The sequence below is a fragment of the Bradyrhizobium sp. USDA3516 genome (assembly GCF_057651995.1).
In genome coordinates this window covers 330,562-349,487 of the sequence record NZ_JBYGYN010000006.1, presented here as the reverse complement: position 1 = coordinate 349,487, position 18,926 = coordinate 330,562, and the positions used below count along the sequence as shown (strand labels likewise).

General features: G+C 64.7%; 16 protein-coding genes. 5 read left to right on the top strand and 11 right to left on the bottom strand.

All coding sequences use genetic code 11. The annotated features are described in order from the left end of the window. Nucleotides 1-4: 4 nt before the first annotated feature. Nucleotides 5-1,213 carry a deoxyguanosinetriphosphate triphosphohydrolase gene (locus tag AC24YW_RS21050; RefSeq protein ID WP_487484505.1) on the bottom strand — a complete coding sequence of 403 codons (1,209 nt, stop codon included), beginning with the start codon at nucleotides 1,211-1,213 and terminating at the stop codon, nucleotides 5-7. A gap of 117 nt (nucleotides 1,214-1,330) precedes the next feature. On the opposite strand from AC24YW_RS21050, the gene erpA reads away from it, so the two are divergent. Beyond that, nucleotides 1,331-1,660 carry an iron-sulfur cluster insertion protein ErpA gene (erpA, locus tag AC24YW_RS21045; protein ID WP_025036472.1) on the top strand — a complete coding sequence of 110 codons (330 nt, stop codon included), beginning with the start codon at nucleotides 1,331-1,333 and terminating at the stop codon, nucleotides 1,658-1,660. A gap of 413 nt (nucleotides 1,661-2,073) precedes the next feature. Here erpA and AC24YW_RS21040 read toward each other — a convergent pair whose 3' ends face one another. Next, nucleotides 2,074-2,469: a hypothetical protein gene (locus AC24YW_RS21040; protein WP_487484504.1), complete on the bottom strand. Its 396-nt coding sequence runs from the start codon at nucleotides 2,467-2,469 to the stop codon at nucleotides 2,074-2,076. A gap of 45 nt (nucleotides 2,470-2,514) precedes the next feature. Continuing rightward, complete coding sequence (locus AC24YW_RS21035) at nucleotides 2,515-4,824, bottom strand: hybrid sensor histidine kinase/response regulator (RefSeq protein ID WP_487484503.1); 2,310 nt, start codon at nucleotides 4,822-4,824, stop codon at nucleotides 2,515-2,517. 154 nt (nucleotides 4,825-4,978) lie between these two features. Here AC24YW_RS21035 and xth point away from each other — a divergent pair, with 154 nt between their 5' ends. Then, nucleotides 4,979-5,776, top strand: coding sequence for an exodeoxyribonuclease III (gene xth / locus AC24YW_RS21030; protein WP_487484502.1), 798 nt, complete (start codon nucleotides 4,979-4,981; stop codon nucleotides 5,774-5,776). Nucleotides 5,777-5,899: 123 nt separating this feature from the next. Here the strand turns inward: xth and AC24YW_RS21025 are convergent, their stop codons facing one another. From AC24YW_RS21025 to AC24YW_RS21005, 5 genes are all read right to left on the bottom strand, one after another. After that, the gene (locus AC24YW_RS21025; RefSeq protein ID WP_487484501.1) at nucleotides 5,900-6,727 is read right to left on the bottom strand and encodes a tetratricopeptide repeat protein; all 828 of its coding nucleotides are present in this window, start codon (nucleotides 6,725-6,727) and stop codon (nucleotides 5,900-5,902) included. Continuing rightward, nucleotides 6,714-8,435, bottom strand: coding sequence for a dihydroxy-acid dehydratase (gene ilvD, locus AC24YW_RS21020; RefSeq protein WP_487484500.1), 1,722 nt, complete (start codon nucleotides 8,433-8,435; stop codon nucleotides 6,714-6,716). The genes AC24YW_RS21025 and ilvD overlap by 14 nt, the downstream gene beginning before the upstream one ends. 1,140 nt (nucleotides 8,436-9,575) lie before the next feature. After that, nucleotides 9,576-9,788 carry a hypothetical protein gene (locus AC24YW_RS21015; RefSeq protein WP_487484499.1) on the bottom strand — a complete coding sequence of 71 codons (213 nt, stop codon included), beginning with the start codon at nucleotides 9,786-9,788 and terminating at the stop codon, nucleotides 9,576-9,578. Nucleotides 9,789-9,938: 150 nt separating this feature from the next. Continuing rightward, complete coding sequence (locus tag AC24YW_RS21010) at nucleotides 9,939-10,115, bottom strand: hypothetical protein (RefSeq protein WP_487484498.1); 177 nt, start codon at nucleotides 10,113-10,115, stop codon at nucleotides 9,939-9,941. Nucleotides 10,116-10,239: 124 nt separating this feature from the next. Then, nucleotides 10,240-11,976: an adenylate/guanylate cyclase domain-containing protein gene (locus tag AC24YW_RS21005; RefSeq protein ID WP_487484497.1), complete on the bottom strand. Its 1,737-nt coding sequence runs from the start codon at nucleotides 11,974-11,976 to the stop codon at nucleotides 10,240-10,242. 316 nt (nucleotides 11,977-12,292) lie between these two features. Between AC24YW_RS21005 and AC24YW_RS21000 the strand changes: the two genes are divergently transcribed. Then, nucleotides 12,293-14,482 carry a lytic transglycosylase domain-containing protein gene (locus AC24YW_RS21000; RefSeq protein ID WP_487484496.1) on the top strand — a complete coding sequence of 730 codons (2,190 nt, stop codon included), beginning with the start codon at nucleotides 12,293-12,295 and terminating at the stop codon, nucleotides 14,480-14,482. A gap of 172 nt (nucleotides 14,483-14,654) precedes the next feature. Here the strand turns inward: AC24YW_RS21000 and AC24YW_RS20995 are convergent, their stop codons facing one another. From AC24YW_RS20995 to AC24YW_RS20985, 3 genes are read right to left on the bottom strand one after another with little or no spacing between them, the layout of a single operon-like run. Beyond that, complete coding sequence (locus AC24YW_RS20995; RefSeq protein ID WP_487484495.1) at nucleotides 14,655-15,017, bottom strand: hypothetical protein; 363 nt, start codon at nucleotides 15,015-15,017, stop codon at nucleotides 14,655-14,657. Beyond that, on the bottom strand, nucleotides 15,014-15,202 hold the full coding sequence (locus tag AC24YW_RS20990) for a hypothetical protein (RefSeq protein ID WP_487484494.1): 189 nt from the start codon (nucleotides 15,200-15,202) through the stop codon (nucleotides 15,014-15,016). Before AC24YW_RS20990 ends, AC24YW_RS20995 begins: the two co-directional genes overlap by 4 nt. After that, the gene (locus AC24YW_RS20985) at nucleotides 15,199-15,612 is read right to left on the bottom strand and encodes a hypothetical protein (protein WP_487484493.1); all 414 of its coding nucleotides are present in this window, start codon (nucleotides 15,610-15,612) and stop codon (nucleotides 15,199-15,201) included. The genes AC24YW_RS20990 and AC24YW_RS20985 overlap by 4 nt, the downstream gene beginning before the upstream one ends. Before the next feature lie 620 nt (nucleotides 15,613-16,232). Between AC24YW_RS20985 and AC24YW_RS20980 the strand changes: the two genes are divergently transcribed. Both AC24YW_RS20980 and AC24YW_RS20975 read left to right on the top strand, forming a co-directional pair. Further along, nucleotides 16,233-18,218, top strand: a complete 1,986-nt coding sequence (locus AC24YW_RS20980; RefSeq protein ID WP_487484492.1) for a PAS domain S-box protein — start codon at nucleotides 16,233-16,235, stop codon at nucleotides 18,216-18,218. Then, nucleotides 18,215-18,886 carry a response regulator transcription factor gene (locus AC24YW_RS20975; RefSeq protein ID WP_271537795.1) on the top strand — a complete coding sequence of 224 codons (672 nt, stop codon included), beginning with the start codon at nucleotides 18,215-18,217 and terminating at the stop codon, nucleotides 18,884-18,886. The genes AC24YW_RS20980 and AC24YW_RS20975 overlap by 4 nt, the downstream gene beginning before the upstream one ends. The last annotated feature ends 40 nt before the right edge of the window (nucleotides 18,887-18,926 follow it).

Sequence of the window (18,926 nt, the reverse complement as noted above, 5' to 3'; positions counted from 1 at the left end):
CCGCCTAACGCAAATCCGGGGTCGAGTCAAAGAGCCGCTGGTGCTCGGTCAGGGCGAAGCGGTCGGTCATTCCGGCAATGAAATTGCCGATCCGGCGGGCCCGGTCGCCCTCATCGTCCGCCTCCGACCCCAGCCGCCATTCCGGCGGCAGCTCGCCGGGGGATTTCAGGTATTTTGCGAACAGGTCGAACAGGATCTGCTCGGCCTCGCCCATCACCCGCATCACCCGCTCGTGGCGGTACATGTGCTGGTACAGGAAGCGTTTGATGGCGGCCTCCTCCTCGGCAACCTCGGCCGGGAACGCGATCAGCGCCCGGCTCTGCTGCCGGACGTCCTGGGCCGATTGCGGCTTGACCGTCGCGAGGTTCTTCTGGGCCTCCGCGAACACCGCGCCGATCAGGTGCGAGATCAACTCGCGCACCAGCTCGGCGCCGCGCCGGACGTCTTCGAGATCGGGATATTGCGCCGAGGTCTCGGCGATGATCTCCGCCGTCAGCGGCATCACCTTGAGATCGTCGAGCTGGAACAGGCCGGCGCGCAGGCCATCGTCGATGTCGTGGGCATCATAGGCGATGTCGTCGGCGATCGCGGCGACCTGCGCCTCCAGCGAGGCGAAGCTCCACAGTTCGAGATCGTAGGACTTGATGTAGTCGGCGATCCCGACGGGAACGCCGTGCTCGCGGTAGCGCCCGACCGGGGCGCCGCTGCGATCGGTCAGCGGCCCGTTGTGCTTGACGATGCCCTCCAGCGACTCCCAGGTCAGGTTGAGCCCGTCGAACTCGGGATAGCGGTGCTCGAGCGAAGCCACGACGCGCAGCGTCTGGGCGTTGTGGTCGAAGCCGCCGAACTCCTTCAGGCAGGCGTCCAGGGCCCTCTCGCCGGCATGCCCGAACGGGGGATGGCCGAGATCGTGCGCGAGCGCGAGGGTTTCAGTGAGGTCCTCGTCGAGCCCAAGCTGCCGGGCCAGCGCCCGGGCGATCTGGGCCACCTCCAGCGAATGGGTCAGCCGGGTGCGGTAATGGTCGCCCTCGTGGAACACGAACACCTGGGTCTTGTACTTGAGGCGGCGGAAGGCGGTGGAATGGATCACCCGGTCGCAATCCCGCCGGAACGGGCTGCGGGTCCGGCTCGGGGGCTCGGCGACCAGCCGGCCGCGGCTGCAATCGGGGTCACAGGCATAGCGCGCGCGGGGGGCTGCCATTCCGACGGACACGGCGAATTTAGTCCCTATCCATTTGATTCTGCGTATGGTGGCACTTAACTATGTCGGGCGCGGGATACCAAATGAAATGGGTATGACGCGGGACAACGGGACTATCGGAGACCAGCAATGACGACTGCCGTGACCATCAGCGACCGGGCCGCACGCCGGATTGGGGAGATCCTCAAGGGCGAAGGTTCTGGCGCGATGCTGCGCATCTCGGTCGAGGGCGGCGGCTGCTCCGGCTTCCAGTACAAGTTCGACATCGACCGCGCCCGCACCGACGACGATCTCGTGATCGAGCAGGACAATGCGGTGGTGCTGGTCGATTCCGCCTCGCAGCCCTTCCTGGCGGGATCGCAGGTCGATTTCGTCGATGACCTGATCGGCGCCTCGTTCCGCGTCAACAATCCCAATGCCACCGCGTCCTGCGGCTGTGGCACGAGCTTCTCGATCTGACCGATTCAAAACCTGAAAAACAACCCCATGCACAGTAGCGAGGGGATTGTTCGGACTGAGTTGTTTTCGATTACCCGAATCTGCCTTGCTCCGTCGGGCAAAACAGGGGTAAGATGTCAAAATCGCGAGGTCTCGAGGGGCCGAGCTTTCAGCGCATACTGACGTCGCCCTCCGATGCGCCGATGACGCATTGCTTGGGCCCCTCACCCAAGTTGCGTGCGTTGCGGTGGGCAACGTACCAAGACCAGCGAGCGGTTCAGCGGCTCACGGCCACGATGCCGGCAAGCGCGATCTGTTCGCGCCGGTCAAACCGCATCCGGAATCCGGCTCGGTCGAGCGCCCGAAGGTGATCGCCGCGCGCGTCTATGGAAACTTTAGCGGCGCACCGCGAAAAAAATGCTGCGCTCTTCGAGTCAATCGACCTTCAACTCCGTGATCTCACTCGCATTGCGGAGAATATGTTCGATAACTTCGGTAACAACGTGCTCGGTCGCGCCACCAATGCCCGTCACGAGCAATACGAACAGCGTCTCATCGCCAGGACTCGCCCCGAGGATGCAAAGTACGAAGGGGCCGCCACCCTGCGGAATCGAGAACAACCAACCGCCTTCATCGAGCTCCGGGTCATTCAGCGCCAACCCTCTGCTGACCATTGCGGACTTCAGCCAAAAAGCGAGCTTCCTGGTCCTCGCACCCGCTTCAGCAGCGCCGGGCGCATCGTGCAGTGCCTCTTTTTCAGTGACCTTCGCCGATGGGTCAAAAAGGGTCTGCGCCCTGAATTGGAATTCCTTGCTCAGAATCTCCTCCAATATTTCAGCCGGTCAACTCTAGGGTTCGTCCCCGCCGGAGCGCTTTCAAGCCCCTGTTATCTGCCTTTCCTCGTCCGTCCACGCCACCTCGGCCGGCATCAGCACCGGCTGCAGCGGTGCGTCCTCCGGCATGACGTGGCCGTCCAGCGCCTGTAGCAGCGCTCCGACAAGTTCCGGCTTGCGCAGCGGCTTTGCCAGGAAATCCGACATGCCGGCTTCGCGGCAGATCCTGATGTCCTCGGGGAAGGCATTGGCGGTCAGCGCGATGATCGGCAAGGCTTCGAAACGCCCGCCTTGCGCGCGGATCGCGCGGGTTGCGGCAAGGCCGTCCATCTCCGGCATGCGCACATCCATCAGGACCAGGTCGTAGTCGCCCTCGGACACAGCCGCGACCGCCTCGATCCCGTCGGTGACGACACGCAGCTCGACGTCGAAAGCCCCCAGCATCTTGCTCACGACCATGCGGTTGACCGCATCATCCTCCGCGACCAGCACCTTCAGCGGCCGGTCGAGGCCGGCGATCCGGGCTTTCAGATCATCGGCTTCGTCGCGGCCGCCAGCCTGATCGGACGCCAGCGCCTGGCTCCAGGGCAGCACCAGCGTGAAGCGGAAGGTCGAGCCCTCGCCCGGCGTCGAGGTCACGCCGATCGTGCCGCCCATCTGCTCGATGATGCGCCTTGAGATCGCAAGGCCGAGGCCGGTGCCGCCGAAGCGGCGGCTGATCGAGGCATCGGCCTGGGCGAAGTCGCTGAACAGCAGGGCGAGCTTGTCGGGCGCGATGCCGATGCCGCTGTCGGTCACCGTCCATTCCACCGTCGCCAGCAGGTCGCGCCGCGCCTGGCAAATCGCCGATATCGTGACCTCGCCTTCGTCCGTGAACTTCACCGCGTTGGAGGCGAGATTGAGCAGCACCTGGCGGATGCGCGCGACGTCGCCGCGAAGCGTCGGCGGCAGGTTTGGATCGAGCTCGACCTTGACCGCGAGCCCCCTGCTCCTGGCGCCCGCGCGCACCACGGCCGCGACCGTCTCGACCAGCGCCTGCGGCGCGAAGTCGATCGCCTCGAACTGGAAGCGGCCGGCTTCGAGCTTGGAGAGGTCGAGAATGTCGTTGAGGATGCGCTGGAGGTTGTCGCCGGAGTCGCGGATCGTGGTGACGGCCTCGCGCTGCTCCGGATCGAGATTGGTTTCGAGCAGCATGCTGGCGAGCCCGAGCACGCCGTTCATGGGGGTGCGGATCTCGTGGCTCATCACCGCCAGGAAGTCGGACTTGGCGCGGCTTTCGGCCTCGGCCTTTTCCGCACGCCAGCGCTCGGTGACGTCGCGTCCGAAGCCGCGATAGCCGAGGAAATGACCGTCACGGTCATGGGCCGGCTTGGCCGTCAGCGACCACAGCCGGGCCTCGCCGCCTGCGACGACCTTGAGGTTCATCTCATGCAGCGGCTCGGCCTGCTCCATCAGGCCGACGATGTTATAGGCGGCGCTCTTGTCCTCGGGGCAGAGCATGTCGAGCACATCGGCGAAATGCGATCCCTTCAGCAGCGTAAGGGGCAGCTGCGCGACGTCGGCGAAGCGTTGCGGCACGTCGACGAGGCGTCCCTCGGCATCGGTCCGCCACAGCCAGTCGCTGGCGTTCTCCTGAAAATCCTTCAGCAGCAGCGAGATGATCTCGGTCTGCCGCTCGAGCTCGAGCCGGGCCTTGAGATTGCCGAGGAAGAGGTTGCCCTGGGAGACGATGTTGCGCGCCATGAAGAACGCGAACAGCAGCAGGAACACCGCGGTCACCAGATATGGCCCGGTGCCGCACAGGAGCAGCGCGCCGGCGCAGGCGATCGTCATGGTGGCGAGATAGACGAGGCCCGCGCGCGGGAAGGTCGAGAGCGTGAAGGCGCCGCCCGACATCATGCCGACCATCAGGCAGGCCAGGAGCAATTGGCTGGTCGGCTCGATGCGGCTGAACAGAGCGAGCGGAAGCGCGCCCCAGATCGCGGCGAGAAAAAACGCCTGCCGCAGCGTCTGCCGCGCCGCGCGGGGCGAAGCCTCCTGCGGCGGGTTCTGGTACGCCTTGTGCCATGCGCGCACCGCGAGCGAGGCGGTGGCGGCGAGCGTCAGGCCCCAGATCGCGAGGAAGTCGTTCCAGCCCCTGCCCCAGAACAGGATCAGCGCGATGGCGACGTTCAGCATCGTCACCGCCATCGTCACCGGGATCAGCTGGGTCACCGCGTCGATCTGCTTGGCGCGGATGCGGCGGATCTCCCGCTCGCTGAGATCGGCAGTCAGACCGTCCTCGATCTCGAACCCACCGAGCCAATACAGGAACGCGCCGATCAGGCCGTCACGCGACTGAGTTCGCTTCATCGCCTTGTCCGGCCATCCATCCGCGGAACCTCTTGACGATCAATGGCCTGCGGCCTGCTTAAGCCGGGTTAATTTTGTGGGAGATTTTGCGGCCGTCTTGACGGGCGCGTTTGCATTTTGTTCTAACCAAGACCCCCTGCCCGGAGCCCTCCCAATGCCCATCAGAGTAGCCACCTGGAACGTGAACTCGGTCCGGCAGCGGATCGATCTGCTCCTGACCTGGCTGAAGGAGTGCCAGCCGGACATCGTCTGCCTGCAGGAGATCAAGTGCGTCGACGAGGCCTTTCCGCGGCTGGAGATCGAGGCGCTCGGCTACAACGTGGTGACGCACGGGCAGAAGACGTTCAACGGCGTCGCCCTGCTCTCCAAGCTCCGGTTCGACGAGACCAAGTCGGGCCTTGCCGGCGACGACGAGGATAGCCATGCCCGCTTCCTCGAAGGCGTGGTGACGCTGAAGCGAGGGGTGCTGCGCATCGCCTGCCTCTATCTGCCCAATGGCAATCCGGTCGGGACCGAGAAATATCCCTACAAGCTCAAATGGATGTCGCGGCTTCTTGATTATTCGAAAGAGCGACTTCGGGAGGAGGTCCCGCTGATCCTGGCAGGCGACTTCAACGTCATCCCGCATGCCCGCGACGTGCACAATCCGGCCGCATGGACCGAGGACGCCCTGTTCAAGACCGAGACGCGCGAGAGCTTCCAGTCCCTGCTCGGCCTCGGCCTCACCGACGCCTTGCGCGCGGTCACCGACGAGGGCGGGCTCTACACGTTCTGGGACTACCAGGCCGGGGCCTGGCAGAAGAACCAGGGGCTGCGGATCGACCACCTGCTGCTGTCGCCGCAGGCCAGCGACAGGCTCGCCAATGTCGGCATCGACAGCTACGTGCGCGGCTGGGAGAAGCCTTCGGACCACGTGCCGGTGTGGGCGGATCTGGATCTGGAGGCGGCTTAGGCTTAGCGACGTCATTCCGGGGCGATGCGAAGCATCGAGCCCGGAATCTCGCGATTCTCAGGTGCGCAGTTGCGCACCGGAGTTCGGCTCTTCGAGCCGCCCCGGAATGACGGTGTCAGGCGCCTATTCCCGACGCCCCTGCACCCATTGCTCCAGCATTTGCAGGGCCATGGCGCGGTCGTCGTCGGAGGCCTTGGCGAAGGCGCGGTTGTAGCTTTCCTTGATCCAGACCTCGTCGGCACTTGCGCTGTCGCGCGCCAGCGTCAGCCACATCAGGCCGCGCGCGGCCTGCCGCGGCAGGCGGTCGCCGTTGAACAGCATCTGGCCGAGCAAGGCCTGAGCCTGATGCTGGCCCTTCTGCGCGGCGAGGCCAAGCCAGCGCGCGCCATAGCGGTAGTCCTCGCGCGAGGCGTCCGGGGTCTTCAGGTACAGACGGGCGAGGTCGTATTGCGCGTCCGCATTGCCGAAATAGGATGCGGCATAGGAGAACATCTCCCGGGCCCGGTCCGGGTCGGCCTTGACCTTCGAATTCGGGATGCCGGCCAGATAGTAGCGGCCGAGCGCGACGAAGGCGTTGGCCACGATCTGCGCCTGCGGCGCCGACGGGCTGTCCTCGGCATGCGCATTGGCGATCCGGCTGAAATATTCGAAGGCACGCAGATCGTCCTGGGCGACGCCGTCGCCGTTGGCGTACATGCGGCCGAGCTTCCACTGCGCGATGGGGTGACCGCCCTCGGCGGCATATTGCAAGGCGCTGAGCGAGGTTTCCTGGGTTGCGACCTGCGGCGGAACCTTGGTGCGGACCGCCCCCGCAACGCCGGGCAAGGTCGTCACGACCGGGATGGTGGCGTCCTTGGGGTTGACCGGCGCACCGTCGAAGGCGAACGCCGGCGCGGCCAGCGCAGCCGCCCCCAACACAAACGCAACCGTGGTACGCCTAAATGTCCGCATAGCACTGTTTCTCGTGCGCGCCGCCCGGATGGGTCACTGCCCCTCCGACCGCCGGTCCAACCTGCTGAGCATATTTCCAGAGCGCACCCGACGTGTGGTTAGTCGCGCGAGCGCTCCATTTGGTTCTGCGCTGGGCGAGCTCGGCGTCGCTCAATTTTACGTTAAGGGTCCCGTTGACCGCGTCGATCTCGATGATGTCGCCGTCCTCGAGCAGCCCGATCGGGCCGCCGACCGCCGCCTCCGGCCCGACATGGCCGATGCAGAAGCCGCGGGTGGCGCCGGAGAAGCGGCCGTCGGTGATGAGCGCGATCTTGCCGCCCATGCCCTGGCCGGTCAGCGCTGCCGTGGTCTGGAGCATTTCCCGCATGCCGGGACCGCCCTTCGGCCCCTCGTAGCGGATCACGATGACTTCGCCTTCGCGGTAGGTGCGATTCTGGACCGCCTCGAACGCATCCTCCTCACGGTCGAAGCACCTGGCCGGACCGGTGAACCTGAGGTTGGACATTCCCGCGACTTTCACGATCGCACCTTCTGGCGCCAAATTGCCCTTCAGACCGACCACACCGCCTGTCACGGTGATGGGCTTGTCTGCCGGGTGCACCACGTCCTGGTGCGGATTCCATTTCACGCTCTTGAGGTTTTCGGCGATCGTGCGGCCCGTGACGGTAAGGCAATCACCGTGCAGGAAGCCGTTGTCGAGCAGCGTCTTCATCAGAAGCGGTATGCCACCTACTTCAAACATGTCTTTGGCGACATAACGGCCACCCGGCTTCAAATCCGCGACATAAGGTGTCTTTTTGAAGATTTCGGCGACGTCGAACAGGTCGAACTTGATGCCGCATTCATGCGCGATCGCCGGCAGGTGCAGCGCAGCATTGGTCGAGCCGCCGGACGCTGCGACCACGGCGGCCGCGTTCTCCAGCGCCTTGCGGGTGACGATGTCACGCGGCCGGATGTTCTGGGCGATCAGGTCCATGACCTTCTCGCCCGCAGTCATGCAGAAGGCGTCGCGGATTTCATACGGTGCCGGCGCACCGGCCGAGTAAGGCAGCGCGAGGCCGATCGCCTCGGACACGGTCGCCATGGTGTTGGCGGTGAACTGCGCGCCGCAGGCGCCGGCGGAGGGACAGGCCACGCGCTCGATCTCGTCGAGGTCTTCGTCCGACATGGCGCCGACCGAATGCTTGCCGACCGCCTCGAACATGTCCTGCACGGTGACCTGCTGCCCGCGGAAATTGCCGGGCAGGATCGAGCCGCCATAGATGAAAATCGAGGGCACGTTGAGGCGGACCATCGCCATCATCATGCCCGGCAGCGACTTGTCGCAGCCGGCGAGCCCGACGAGCGCGTCATAGGCATGGCCGCGCACGGTCAGTTCGACCGAATCGGCGATGCATTCGCGCGACGGCAGCGAGGAGCGCATGCCGTCATGGCCCATCGCGATGCCGTCGGTCACGGTGATGGTGCAGAATTCGCGCGGCGTGCCGCCGGCGGACGCGACGCCCTTCTTCACCGCCTGCGCCTGACGCATCAGCGCGATGTTGCAGGGAGCGGCTTCGTTCCAGCATGAGGCGACGCCCACGAAGGGCTGGTGGATCTGCTCGGTGGTCAGACCCATGGCGTAGAAATAGGACCGATGCGGCGCGCGCGCAGGGCCTTCCGTCACGTGACGGCTCGGCAGGCTCTGCTTGTCAATCTTCGCGCCCATCGCAACCAGCTTCCCCGGCCAACCCTTTCAGACCCGAAAAATCAGAGCCAAGATTTGAATCGACCTTGGGATTTTCTCGTCGCCTTCTAAGACCGCCACTGCCCTTAAAACATTAGAGCGATTTTATTCATGTTCGGGTGTGGCCAAAAAGCGGCGGTGATGCGAACCGCCGGTGATGAGGGTTAAATCCGGGGTGGGTGTTGCGCACACAGCACAATCGTTACCGGGAAGACACGGGCTTGCTTACGCAGATACCGTCCCGAAGATGACAAGCCACAATTGAAATCTTGGGGGAGGCACAGAACATCCGCTCGGGAACGACGGACGGGCGCACACCGGAAGTGAGTCGCCCTCGCCCCCTAGCGAACCGGCAGGCGGGGAATCCAATACGCCGCGGCCCCTCGATTCAATCACTGGCGACTCGGAGTGCTCAATCGCCTGCCTTCGCGGGCGATGACAACCGAAGGTGTTGTCCACCGCAAGCCCGGCTCGCGACAATGACGACCGCATGATCGCCCTCGAGACTGAGCCGGGATAGGCGGCACATGCGATATTTCCGAATTTCTGTAAAGCGGAATATGTTAGCTCGAGCGGATTGACGGCCCGACGACACATCCGCGGTCCGGTCGCCCGGCTGGAGCGCCAGCATCATCCTGGACAGTGCAAGATGCCTGGCGAGCGGCCGACGGCGGCAGCTCTCACCTGGAGCTCCGACGACCCGGCGGCGCCGAACATCAGGACCGCCCGCGCGAGCGCTGCGCCTGGGCCCAGGCGACAGCGACGTCACGTGGCGGGACATCGACGCGCCTGATGGGAGTCAATTCGCCGGAGGCCGAAACGATCGCCGTTTCTTCGCGGCGGCAACGCGTGCAGACGAAGCGGACCTCGTGTGGGGACGCCGACCAGCTCGACCGTTTCACATTGGCTGCCATCGGCCAGGCATCGCAATGCGAGCACGACACCAGAAATCGACCGGGATCGAGCATACCCATTCCATTGGACTCCGCGTCCTGCCGCCTCTCCTTCAATGATCAATGCATGTGAATCGTTCCGGTGCTCCAGCACCGCCGGCCTTGGCGGGTGAGCGCTTGCGGTTCCCCACGCAAGGTGGCGACGGCGTTGTGAAGAAGACGATCCCGCTCAGCGAGCGCCCTTAAGGGTGCAGGAGGTCGTGCAGGTGACCGTCGTGCCACGGTCGCACGCTTTGCAGGCGCTGACGCACTGGTTCATGTCGCGTGGATTGTAGCTGGAGTTGCGCAACGCACAGGCCGGCGTCGTCGAGCCGGTGATGTCCTGCTCCTGATTGCAGGCCGCCGTCATGAGCGCGAATATGATCACTGCAACGAGGCGCATGGGATTGCCCTGTCGGACATGGCAAATCACGATCACGAGGTGCGCTGCGTTGCAGCGAACCCCGGCCTTCCCACCACGGGCGTCGCCGATCAGCGGCGCTCGCTTGCTCCAAGGATGCGCGCCAAACGTTAAGAACGGATTTCAGCGGGCTCAGGCCGCAGCCGTCATCGCGATCGCCTGCCGGATATCGACGGCCAGCTGACGGTACTCTTCCCCCAGCTTCAAATAGAACTCGCGCTTGCTGTTGTCGGTGGCGAGCTTGGCGATCAGCTCGCATTCGGCGGTGAGCGTCTCGAACCGCTCCAGCCTGTCTTCGAGATGTGTCATCGGCGTGTCCCCATCAGACGCCTCAGGGACATCCAACCTAAGCCCGGGAAATAGGTCACGGCGAACATCGTTATGGAGTAGCATCTTTTTTTCCGGCGCGGCGTGCCCAACCGCAAAGGCGCGCCTATTTCTGCTCCAGCCGCCAGACGCCGTCCCAATCGGGATCCGGCGGATTGGCCGCAAATTGAGCGATGCGGCCGAGCATCGTGCGCGAGGGGCCGTCGCCGGGGACCGCCTCGAGCGCCGCGTTGAAAGCGGCGCGGGCCTCGTCGAAGCGCCGCGCACGATAGGCGGCGAGACCATCGGCATAATGCGTGCGCAAGCTCACTTGCGCATCGCTGAGCGCGCCCGCTCTCGCCATCACCTCGAAGATCGCCTGCGGCGCGCTTTGGCCCGCGACCGCCAGACGATCGATCTCGCGCAATTCCAGGCGCGACCCGATGCCGTCCGCGGTCGCCTGCGAGATCAGGATGCGGGTGCCGTAGACCTTGTTGACGGCCTCCAGCCGCGAGGCGAGGTTCACGGCATCGCCCATCACGGTGAAGCTCATCATCAGCTCGGAACCGATACTGCCGGTCAGGACCTCGCCCGTGGCGATGCCGACGCGCAGATCGCACGGCGCCGGCATGGCGCGGATGCCGAGCAGGTCCGGCAGCTGCTTCTGCAGCGCGGGCACCTGATCGGTCATCTCGACGGCGGCAAGCCCGGCGAGCAGGCCCTGCTCATCCTCCTCGATGAAGGGCGGCCCCCAATAGGACATGATGGCGTCGCCGATATATTTGTCGATGATACCGCGATTGTTCCTGATCGGAGCGGACATCACGGTGAAGTAGTGGTTCATCACCTTGACGAGGCCGCGCGGCGTCATGCCCTCGCTCATCGAGGTGAAGCCGCTCATGTCGCAGAACATGATGGTCATCACCCGCCGCTCACCGTCGACGGCGACCTCCGGCCGGTCGATCAGGCCCTGCACCACCTTCGGATCGATGTAACGGCCGAAGGTCTCGCGAATGCGCTCGTTGTGCCTGAGCTGCTCGATCATGCGGTTGAAGGCGGCAGCGAGCTCGCCGATCTCGTCCTGCGTCGAGACTGTGATGGGCTTGTCGAAACGGCCCGCCTCGACCTCGCGGGCGCCGGCCAGCAGCAGCCGCACCGGACGCGTGATGCCGCTACTCACCAACAACGCAAACACGAAGCCGACGATCGCCGCGAGCAGGGTTACGACCCCCGAGACGATCATCGCCTGGTGCTGGCGGCCGATCACCTGAGACGTCGAGAAATAGACCTGCGTCAGCATGTCGGCGCGGATCCCATCGACCTTCCGGTTGAACGCATCGCGCAGCGTGTCGATGTGTTCCAGCGTGCCGCGGGCTGCGGCCATATCCCTGGCCCCGACCTGCTTGAGCAGTTTCGCATTGCCCTCGTCCAGATCGCGCCGCAGCTCGGTGACGGCGCTCTCGATCCGGACGTCGAGCCGGGCCAGCGCGGCGTTGTCGGAATACGTCCTGGGGTCGTCGATGATCGCGTTGATGAGCTTGCGAGCGGCCTCGGCCTCCTGCTCGAACTGGCGGTCCAGCACCTCGAAGTCGCGACGCCGCGCCGCATAGGCCTCCTCGTCCGAGGGCGACTCCATCCTGGTCATCACCATCCGCCGCAGCGCCAGCGCCCGTTCCAGCGAGCGGATGTTCGCACGCGCCAGATGGCTGTAGGCCGGGATGTAGCGGTTGGTCAGCTCGTCGAGCAGAATGCCGACCTGGCTGGACATCACCATCGACAGGATCGAGGTGACCAGCATCAGGACGATCAATCCGAGCGCGATGCCGACGATCTTGCGCCGGATCGACTGGTTGAAAATCGGCATAGGTGCAGGGCAAAGGTTGAAAGGATGAAGCGAGGGAACTCATACACCGGATTAGCCGAGGGAACACGCGCAATCTGGCCGTTCCGGCGTCCGGTACCGTGCGCAATCGTCGCGCGAGTCCCGATCGTTAACAAAGGTTAAAGCCACCGTCTCTTCCGTCGTTTCGGAAGTTCCCCAGTTCCAATCCGTATTTTGCCGCATTGTTGCGACAGCCTGAGGATGCGACACGATGCCGACGCATCGTTCGGTGCTTCGATTCGCAAGCCGCATGTTGCGGACCTTGGTTTGTAGTGGTTTTCGCAGGGGGGACCATCGGATGAACCAGTGCCTACGCTCGCTCGCGTGTGTCGTTGCCGTGGCCGCAATGGCCCTCCTTCCCACCGAGCTGGCGGCGAAGAGCAGTCACAAATCATCCGCACCGAAGAAGACGCATGAGGCGAAGGCAGGCAAGCACCGCCACGCCTCCGCCGGCAAAGCGCGACACGGCAAGCACGCCGATGCCAAGCGCAAAACGAAGAAGGCGGTCGAGCAGCCCGCGGCCAAGCCGTCGTCTCCGCCCCTGACCGGCGATCTCGCCGCGCTGAAGGACGCCATCGACCTGACGCGCAAGGGCAAGACCGAAGACGCGAGCGCTGCGCGCGACCGCATCGCGGACCCCGCCGGCCAGAAGCTCGCCGACTGGTTCATGCTGCGCCATCCCGAGAGCACCGCGAATTTCAAGCGCTACGCCGCCTTCCTCGCCGCCAATCCCGGCTGGCCGAGCAGCGCCCTGCTCCGCCGCCGCGCCGAGGCACGGCTGTGGCAGGAGAAGGCCGACGCGGCCATCGTGCACAAGTTCACGATGGATCGACCGACCAGCGCCAAGGGCAAGTTCGCACTCGCGCGCGGGCTGCTCACTGAGGGCGAGACCGACAGGGCCGCGCGGCTGGTCCGGGAAACCTGGCGCGCGGAGGAACTGTCCGAGCGGAGCGAGGAGGATTCCTACCAGGCCTTCCGTGATCTGCTCACGGCGGACGATCATCGCGCCCGCATGGACAAGCGTCTCGGCGCCAAGGACTATGACGGCGCAAGGCGCGCGGCCAAACGGCTCGGCGAGGATGCGCTTGCCATCGTCAAGGCCTGCGCCGCCGTCACCGGCAAGGCGAGCAAGGCCAAGGACTATCTCGAGGACGTGCCGGCCGAAGCGCGCCGCGATCTCGGCTACGTGCTGTGCCGCGCGCAATGGCACCTGCAGAAGGATCGCATCGACGACGCCGCCGAGGTGATCCTCGCCGCCGCGCCCGAGACCATGGCGGCCCAGGACACCGACGCGTGGTGGCGCGAGCGCCGCATGCTCGCACGCAAGCTGCTCGACCAGGGAAAGTCGAGGACCGCCTATGACGTGGTGCGCACGGCCGCGGTGCCGGAAAAGGAAGTCTACCGCGTCGACCATCACTTCATGTGCGGCTGGATCGCGCTGCGCTTTCTGAACGATCCCGAAACGGCGATGATGCACTTCGCCGCGATCGACGCTGGCTCATCCAATCCGATCGCGTTGTCCCGGGCGCATTACTGGCGTGGCCGCGCGGCCGAAGCCATGGGCGCGTCGGCCGATGCGCGCATGAGCTATCGGGCGGCGGCGCGCTATCACACCGCCTATTACGGCCAGCTCGCCCGCGCCAAGCTCGGCCTCGACGGCATCGAGCTGCGTCCGCCCTCCCCCGTGCTGGCCTCGGCGGATGCGCAGCTTGCGGACGAGCGCGTGCGCGCCGCCGACATGCTCTACAGCATCGGCGAGCGCGACATGGTGTTCTATTACGCCGAGGATTTCGCCAAGGAGAGTACCGACGTCGCCGCGCTGGAAGCGCTCGGCGAGCTTGCCGGCCGGCACAACGATGCGCGCGTGATGCTGGAAGTCGGCAAGACCGCGCTGGCGCGCGGGCTCGCGCTCGACCACTACGCCTTCCCGACCATCGGCATCCCCGAGCACAAGCAGGTCGCGCCCGCGATCGAGACCAGCGTGATCTATTCGGTGGCACGCACCGAGAGCTCGTTCGAGCAACGCGACAAGTCGCATGCCAACGCGGTCGGGCTGATGCAGGTGACGCCGGAAGCGGGACGCGACACCGCGAAGCGCTTCGGCCTGACTTACGACTGGGACAGGATGGTCTCCGATCCCGTCTACAACACGCAGATGGGCGCCGCCGAGCTCAGCGCGCTGTTCTCGGAATATCGCGGCAACCAGATCATGACCTTCGCCGGCTACAATGCCGGCCGCGGCCGCGTGCGCGAATGGGTGCAGAAGCGCGGTGATCCCCGCGACCCCAACGTCGATCCGGTCGACTGGGTCGAGCGCATCCCGCTGTCCGAGACGCGCAACTACGTCCAGCGCGTGATGGAGAACGTGCTGGTCTACCGGGCAAGGTTCGAGGGCAGCAGCATGATCGCCGGCAAGAGCGACCAGCGCGTGGTGACGCACGAGGCCAGCGCAACGGAGCCAGCGGCGGCCGCAGCACCCATTCCCTGATCGACGCCGCCGGGGCTGGACGCGGCGCTTCAAGGATACGGTGCTGCGGCTTCCACGCGCGTGCAGTCGCGCAGCTAACGCGCGACGCGATTGGGATCAATCGTCATCGCGCTTTAGGTGATTGTTTGAGCATGATCTCTGAAAACCGCTTCACACTTTTCCGGATCATGCTCTAGGTGTCGCCTCCTTCCATCGTGATCAGGTCGCGACCGTCCAAATATGCGCCGGTCAAAGCTCTCGCGACGGTCCAGGCGGTGATCGTGCAGCTCCAGCACCAGACGGCACTCATGACCGTCAACGTCCCGATCATGCTGCCAGCGGCGAGCTCGACCTTGCCGGCAATTGGTTCCGTCCGCCCAGGCAACGGCCAGTGCATGAACAGCGTGGAGAATTCGCCGCGCCGGTAACAATGGTCATCACAGTAACGGCGCTGCGTCCGCGCATGCCGGACATAGCCGGAGCGGAGCGGCCGCGAGCATGTGCTGCACGCGGCCGCGTGCGACGGCGGCTCGTGATTGACCACCACGAATTTCATGAAGCCGCTCTCACGCCATCTTTCGCGAGCGTCTCGCAAGACAGCGCGTAGCACTGATGATCGCAGTAATGCAGACGGGTCGCAATCTCGCGCAAATAGCTGCCGCTGATCGGCTCGCAGCATTGCACGCACGAGGTCTGCCGGAACGGGGTCCGGCCGTTGACCAGCACGAACGCGAATCTCATGTGGCACCTCCCAAAGCGAAGCAGTAAACGCTGTCGAGCGGAGACAGTGCGGGCGGTGGAGCGCACAGGTGGTTCCGGCCGTCCGGATTATCCCTGTTTCGCTCCACCTTTTGCGGTGGGATCAGAATGTATCTCCCGTCCTCCCGGCGCCGCGCATAGATCTGGCCGTCGATGTACTTGATGTCGGTCGGATAGCAGTCGGCGCTGTTGCAGCAACTGACGCCCGGATTGTCCGGCATGCGCCAGGTCGAATAGAACTTTTCGTGCAGCGCCTGGTCCTGGGGCGGGTGCTGGCGATGAACGGCACCGTGTCCCGTCTCCTGTGCCTGCCCGGCCGCGATGGGGGCGATGAGAACGATCCAGCAGAAGAGCTTGCATAAGGGATTCAAACGCACGGCCTCCCGGATCAACTCTCCAATCCAGCCTTATGCGACCTGGGCCCGAAACAACCACCGGCGGTCGCGTTCGCTTCGCGTGCGGAAACGATCGACGCACTTCTTGGAGCAGAGCGCCGTCCGCCAGGAATAGTAGCGGATCAGGCCAAACTTGCCGCCGCACACCGCGCAGCCATTGACCGAGGAGCAACTTTCGGACGCCGATAGGCGACGCTCGGGACGTACCGACATATCGCACATTGTTGTCTCCCTCCGTTGCTTGCGCTTTTCCCCGGCTGTTCGCTTCGACTCTCCCGATGGTCGAGAGGCTAGTCCGCGGGGCACGAAACGCTCAATTGTACGGAGGTAAAATGGCCGACATGACTAGGCATGAAGGAGCTATACCTAAGTTTGTCCCGTATTCGCCCGGGCCCACGCTGCTCGAGTTCAACGAGACGGCGCACGACGCACCGGCTGCACGGTCACCGTGAACCTCGGCCGGCACGGTGTCCTTCAGGCGCCGCAATGGACCTGGCGGTGAGCGGACGGTCCAAAGGCGAACGTCATGACGGCCGACCCGACTTTGGCTGGAATTGCTCCTCTCGCCGCAACGTGCTCTACTCCTGTTCACGCAGAGAGTGCCGGGAGCGTCAGCGATGAAGCCTGGCCGGGCAGCGACGTTCGGAAAGTCAGCCGCGCAATTCCTCGTCGGCTGCCTGAGGCAAACTGTTCCCGCCAAGCAGCGCACCGATGCCAATGCCGCCGACTTGCCCGAGGCGGTCAAGCAATGGCAGCAGGTCTTCGAGCACACGCCGGTCATGTACTTCATGGTCGATTCGGCCGGTACCGTGATCAACGTGAACACATTCGGCGCCGAGCAGCTGGGCTACACGCCGGCGGAGTTGATCGGCCGATCCGTGCTGGATGTCTTCCTCGCGGAAGATCGCGCCACTGTCCGCGCCTGTGTCGCGTTGTGCCTCAAGACCCTTGATCAGTCACACACCTGGGAGATCCGGAAGGTTCGCAAGGACGGCTCGATGTTATGGGTGCGCGAGAACGCCAAGGCCATGCTGCGAGCCAATGGTGGGCCGATCGTGCTGGTCGCCTGCGAGAACATCACCGAACGCAAGGAGGCAGAGAACGCGCTGCGACAGAGCGAGGCTTACCTCGCCCAGGCGCAGGAATTGAGCCACACAGGTAGTTTCGGCTGGAAGGCCGCAACCCGCGAGATCACCTGGTCCAGGGAGACCTATCGCATCTTCGAATGCGAAGAGGGGACGAAGCCCTCGATCCCCTTCATGCTGCAGCGGATCCATCCGGAGGACCGGCTCGCCGTGCAGCAGACGACGGGCCGCGCGGCGCGCGAGGGCAAGGACTACGATCACGAATACCGGCTGGTGATGCCCGACGGTTCCATCAAATACGTAAGGGCGGTGGCACGGGCGACGCGAGATGCGAGCGGCTACGTTGAGTTCGTCGGATCGGTCAGCGACATCACGGCGGCCAAAGAGGCAGAACGCAGGCTCCGCGACAGCGAGCAGCGCTTTCGCGATTATGCCGAAACTGCCTCTGACTGGTTCTGGGAAACCGGGCCGGACCACCGGGTCACCCAGGTATCGGAACACTCGGATACCAACACTGTTCCCGCGGGCCTAATCGGGCTCACACGCTGGGACATTGCTCCCGACGCCGCTCTCGAGCCCGAGAAATGGCGGCAACATCGAGCGGCGCTCGATGCCCACGTCCCGTTCCGCGACCTGGTGTATCGCAGCAAGGACCGCAATGGGCAGCCGATCTACGTGCGGACCAGCGGCAAGCCGTACTTCGACGCGGACGGCGCTTTCCTGGGCTACCGTGGCGTTTGCACGGACGTAACCGCGGCCATCCGGGCCAACCAAGCCGAAGACGCGCTGCGCAAGGCCCAGGCCGAGCTCGCCCATGTGACACGTGTCACGACACTGGGCGAGCTGACCGCTTCGATTGCCCACGAAATCAATCAGCCGCTCGCTGCAGTGATCGCAAACGCCGACGCGTGCCTCGCCTGGTTGCAGCGCAGTCCGCCGGATCTCAAAGCGGCCCGCCGCTCCGTCGAGTGGATCATCGAGGACGGCAGGCGTGCCGGCGACGTGATCCGTCACGTTCGGGCGCTCGCCAAGCGTTCTGACATCGAGATGGTTCCGCTCGACGCCAATGCGGTCGTGCGGGAGGCCGTCGCGCTGGTTCAGCGCGAGATGGCCAGCCAGGCCGTGTCCGTCCGCATGGAGCTGTCGTCGGCACTGCCGAGGATCTTTGGCGATCGCATCCAATTGCAGCAGGTCCTGATCAACCTGATCATGAACGGGATCGAGGCCATGGCGGACGTCCACGATCGCCCGCGCGAGCTGGCGATCCGCTCACAGGCGAGCGGCGATGGCGCGATGCAGGTGAGCGTTTCCGACTGCGGAACCGGCATCAGCGAACAGGCGATAGACCGCCTGTTCACGCCGTTCTTCACCACGAAGTCGTCCGGCATGGGCATGGGCCTGTCGATCTGTCGATCGATCATCGAGGCCCATGGCGGGCGACTTTCCGCCATACCAAATCAGGAGCGCGGCGCGACTTTTCAGATCGCCTTGCCCCTCTACCGAGAGGAAGCATCGTGACCGAGCGCGCGGACTCTTCGCCGCCGCAGAAGGACGGCGACCAGCCCCTTGTCCTCATCGTCGATGACGACGCGTCCATGCGCCGTGCGCTCACCAATCTGTTCGAGTCGGTCGGTCTCAAGGTCGAAGCATTCGGCTCGGCGCCGCAGCTCCTCCAGGCCAAGCCGCCAGACGTCCCGAGCTGCCTGGTGCTCGACATCCGCCTGCCCGGAACGAGCGGCCTCGAGCTGCAGGCCGACCTTGCCAAGGCAAATATCCACACGCCTATCATCTTCATTACCGGTCATGGCGATATCCCCATGACGGTTCGGGCCATGAAGAGCGGGGCGATCGACTTCTTGACCAAGCCGGTCCGCGATCAAGACATTCTCGACGCAGTCCAGGCCGCGATCGAGCGAGACCGCAAGCGCCGCGATCTCAACAGGACGGTCTCGACGGTCAGATCACGCTTCGAGTCACTGTCCTCGCGGGAGCGAGACGTATTGTCACTGGTGACGTCCGGCCTGATGAACAAGCAGGTGGCGGCCCAGCTCGGATTGGCCGAAATCACCGTCAAGATCTACCGCGGGCAGATCATGCGCAAAATGGGCGCGAAGTCACTGGCCGATCTGGTGAGAATGAGCGAGGCGCTCGGGATCGGGCCGAACAAGCCCGATGCACAAACCTAAGTATGAGTTTCCAATCGTGACCGGCAGGTCCACCTTATCC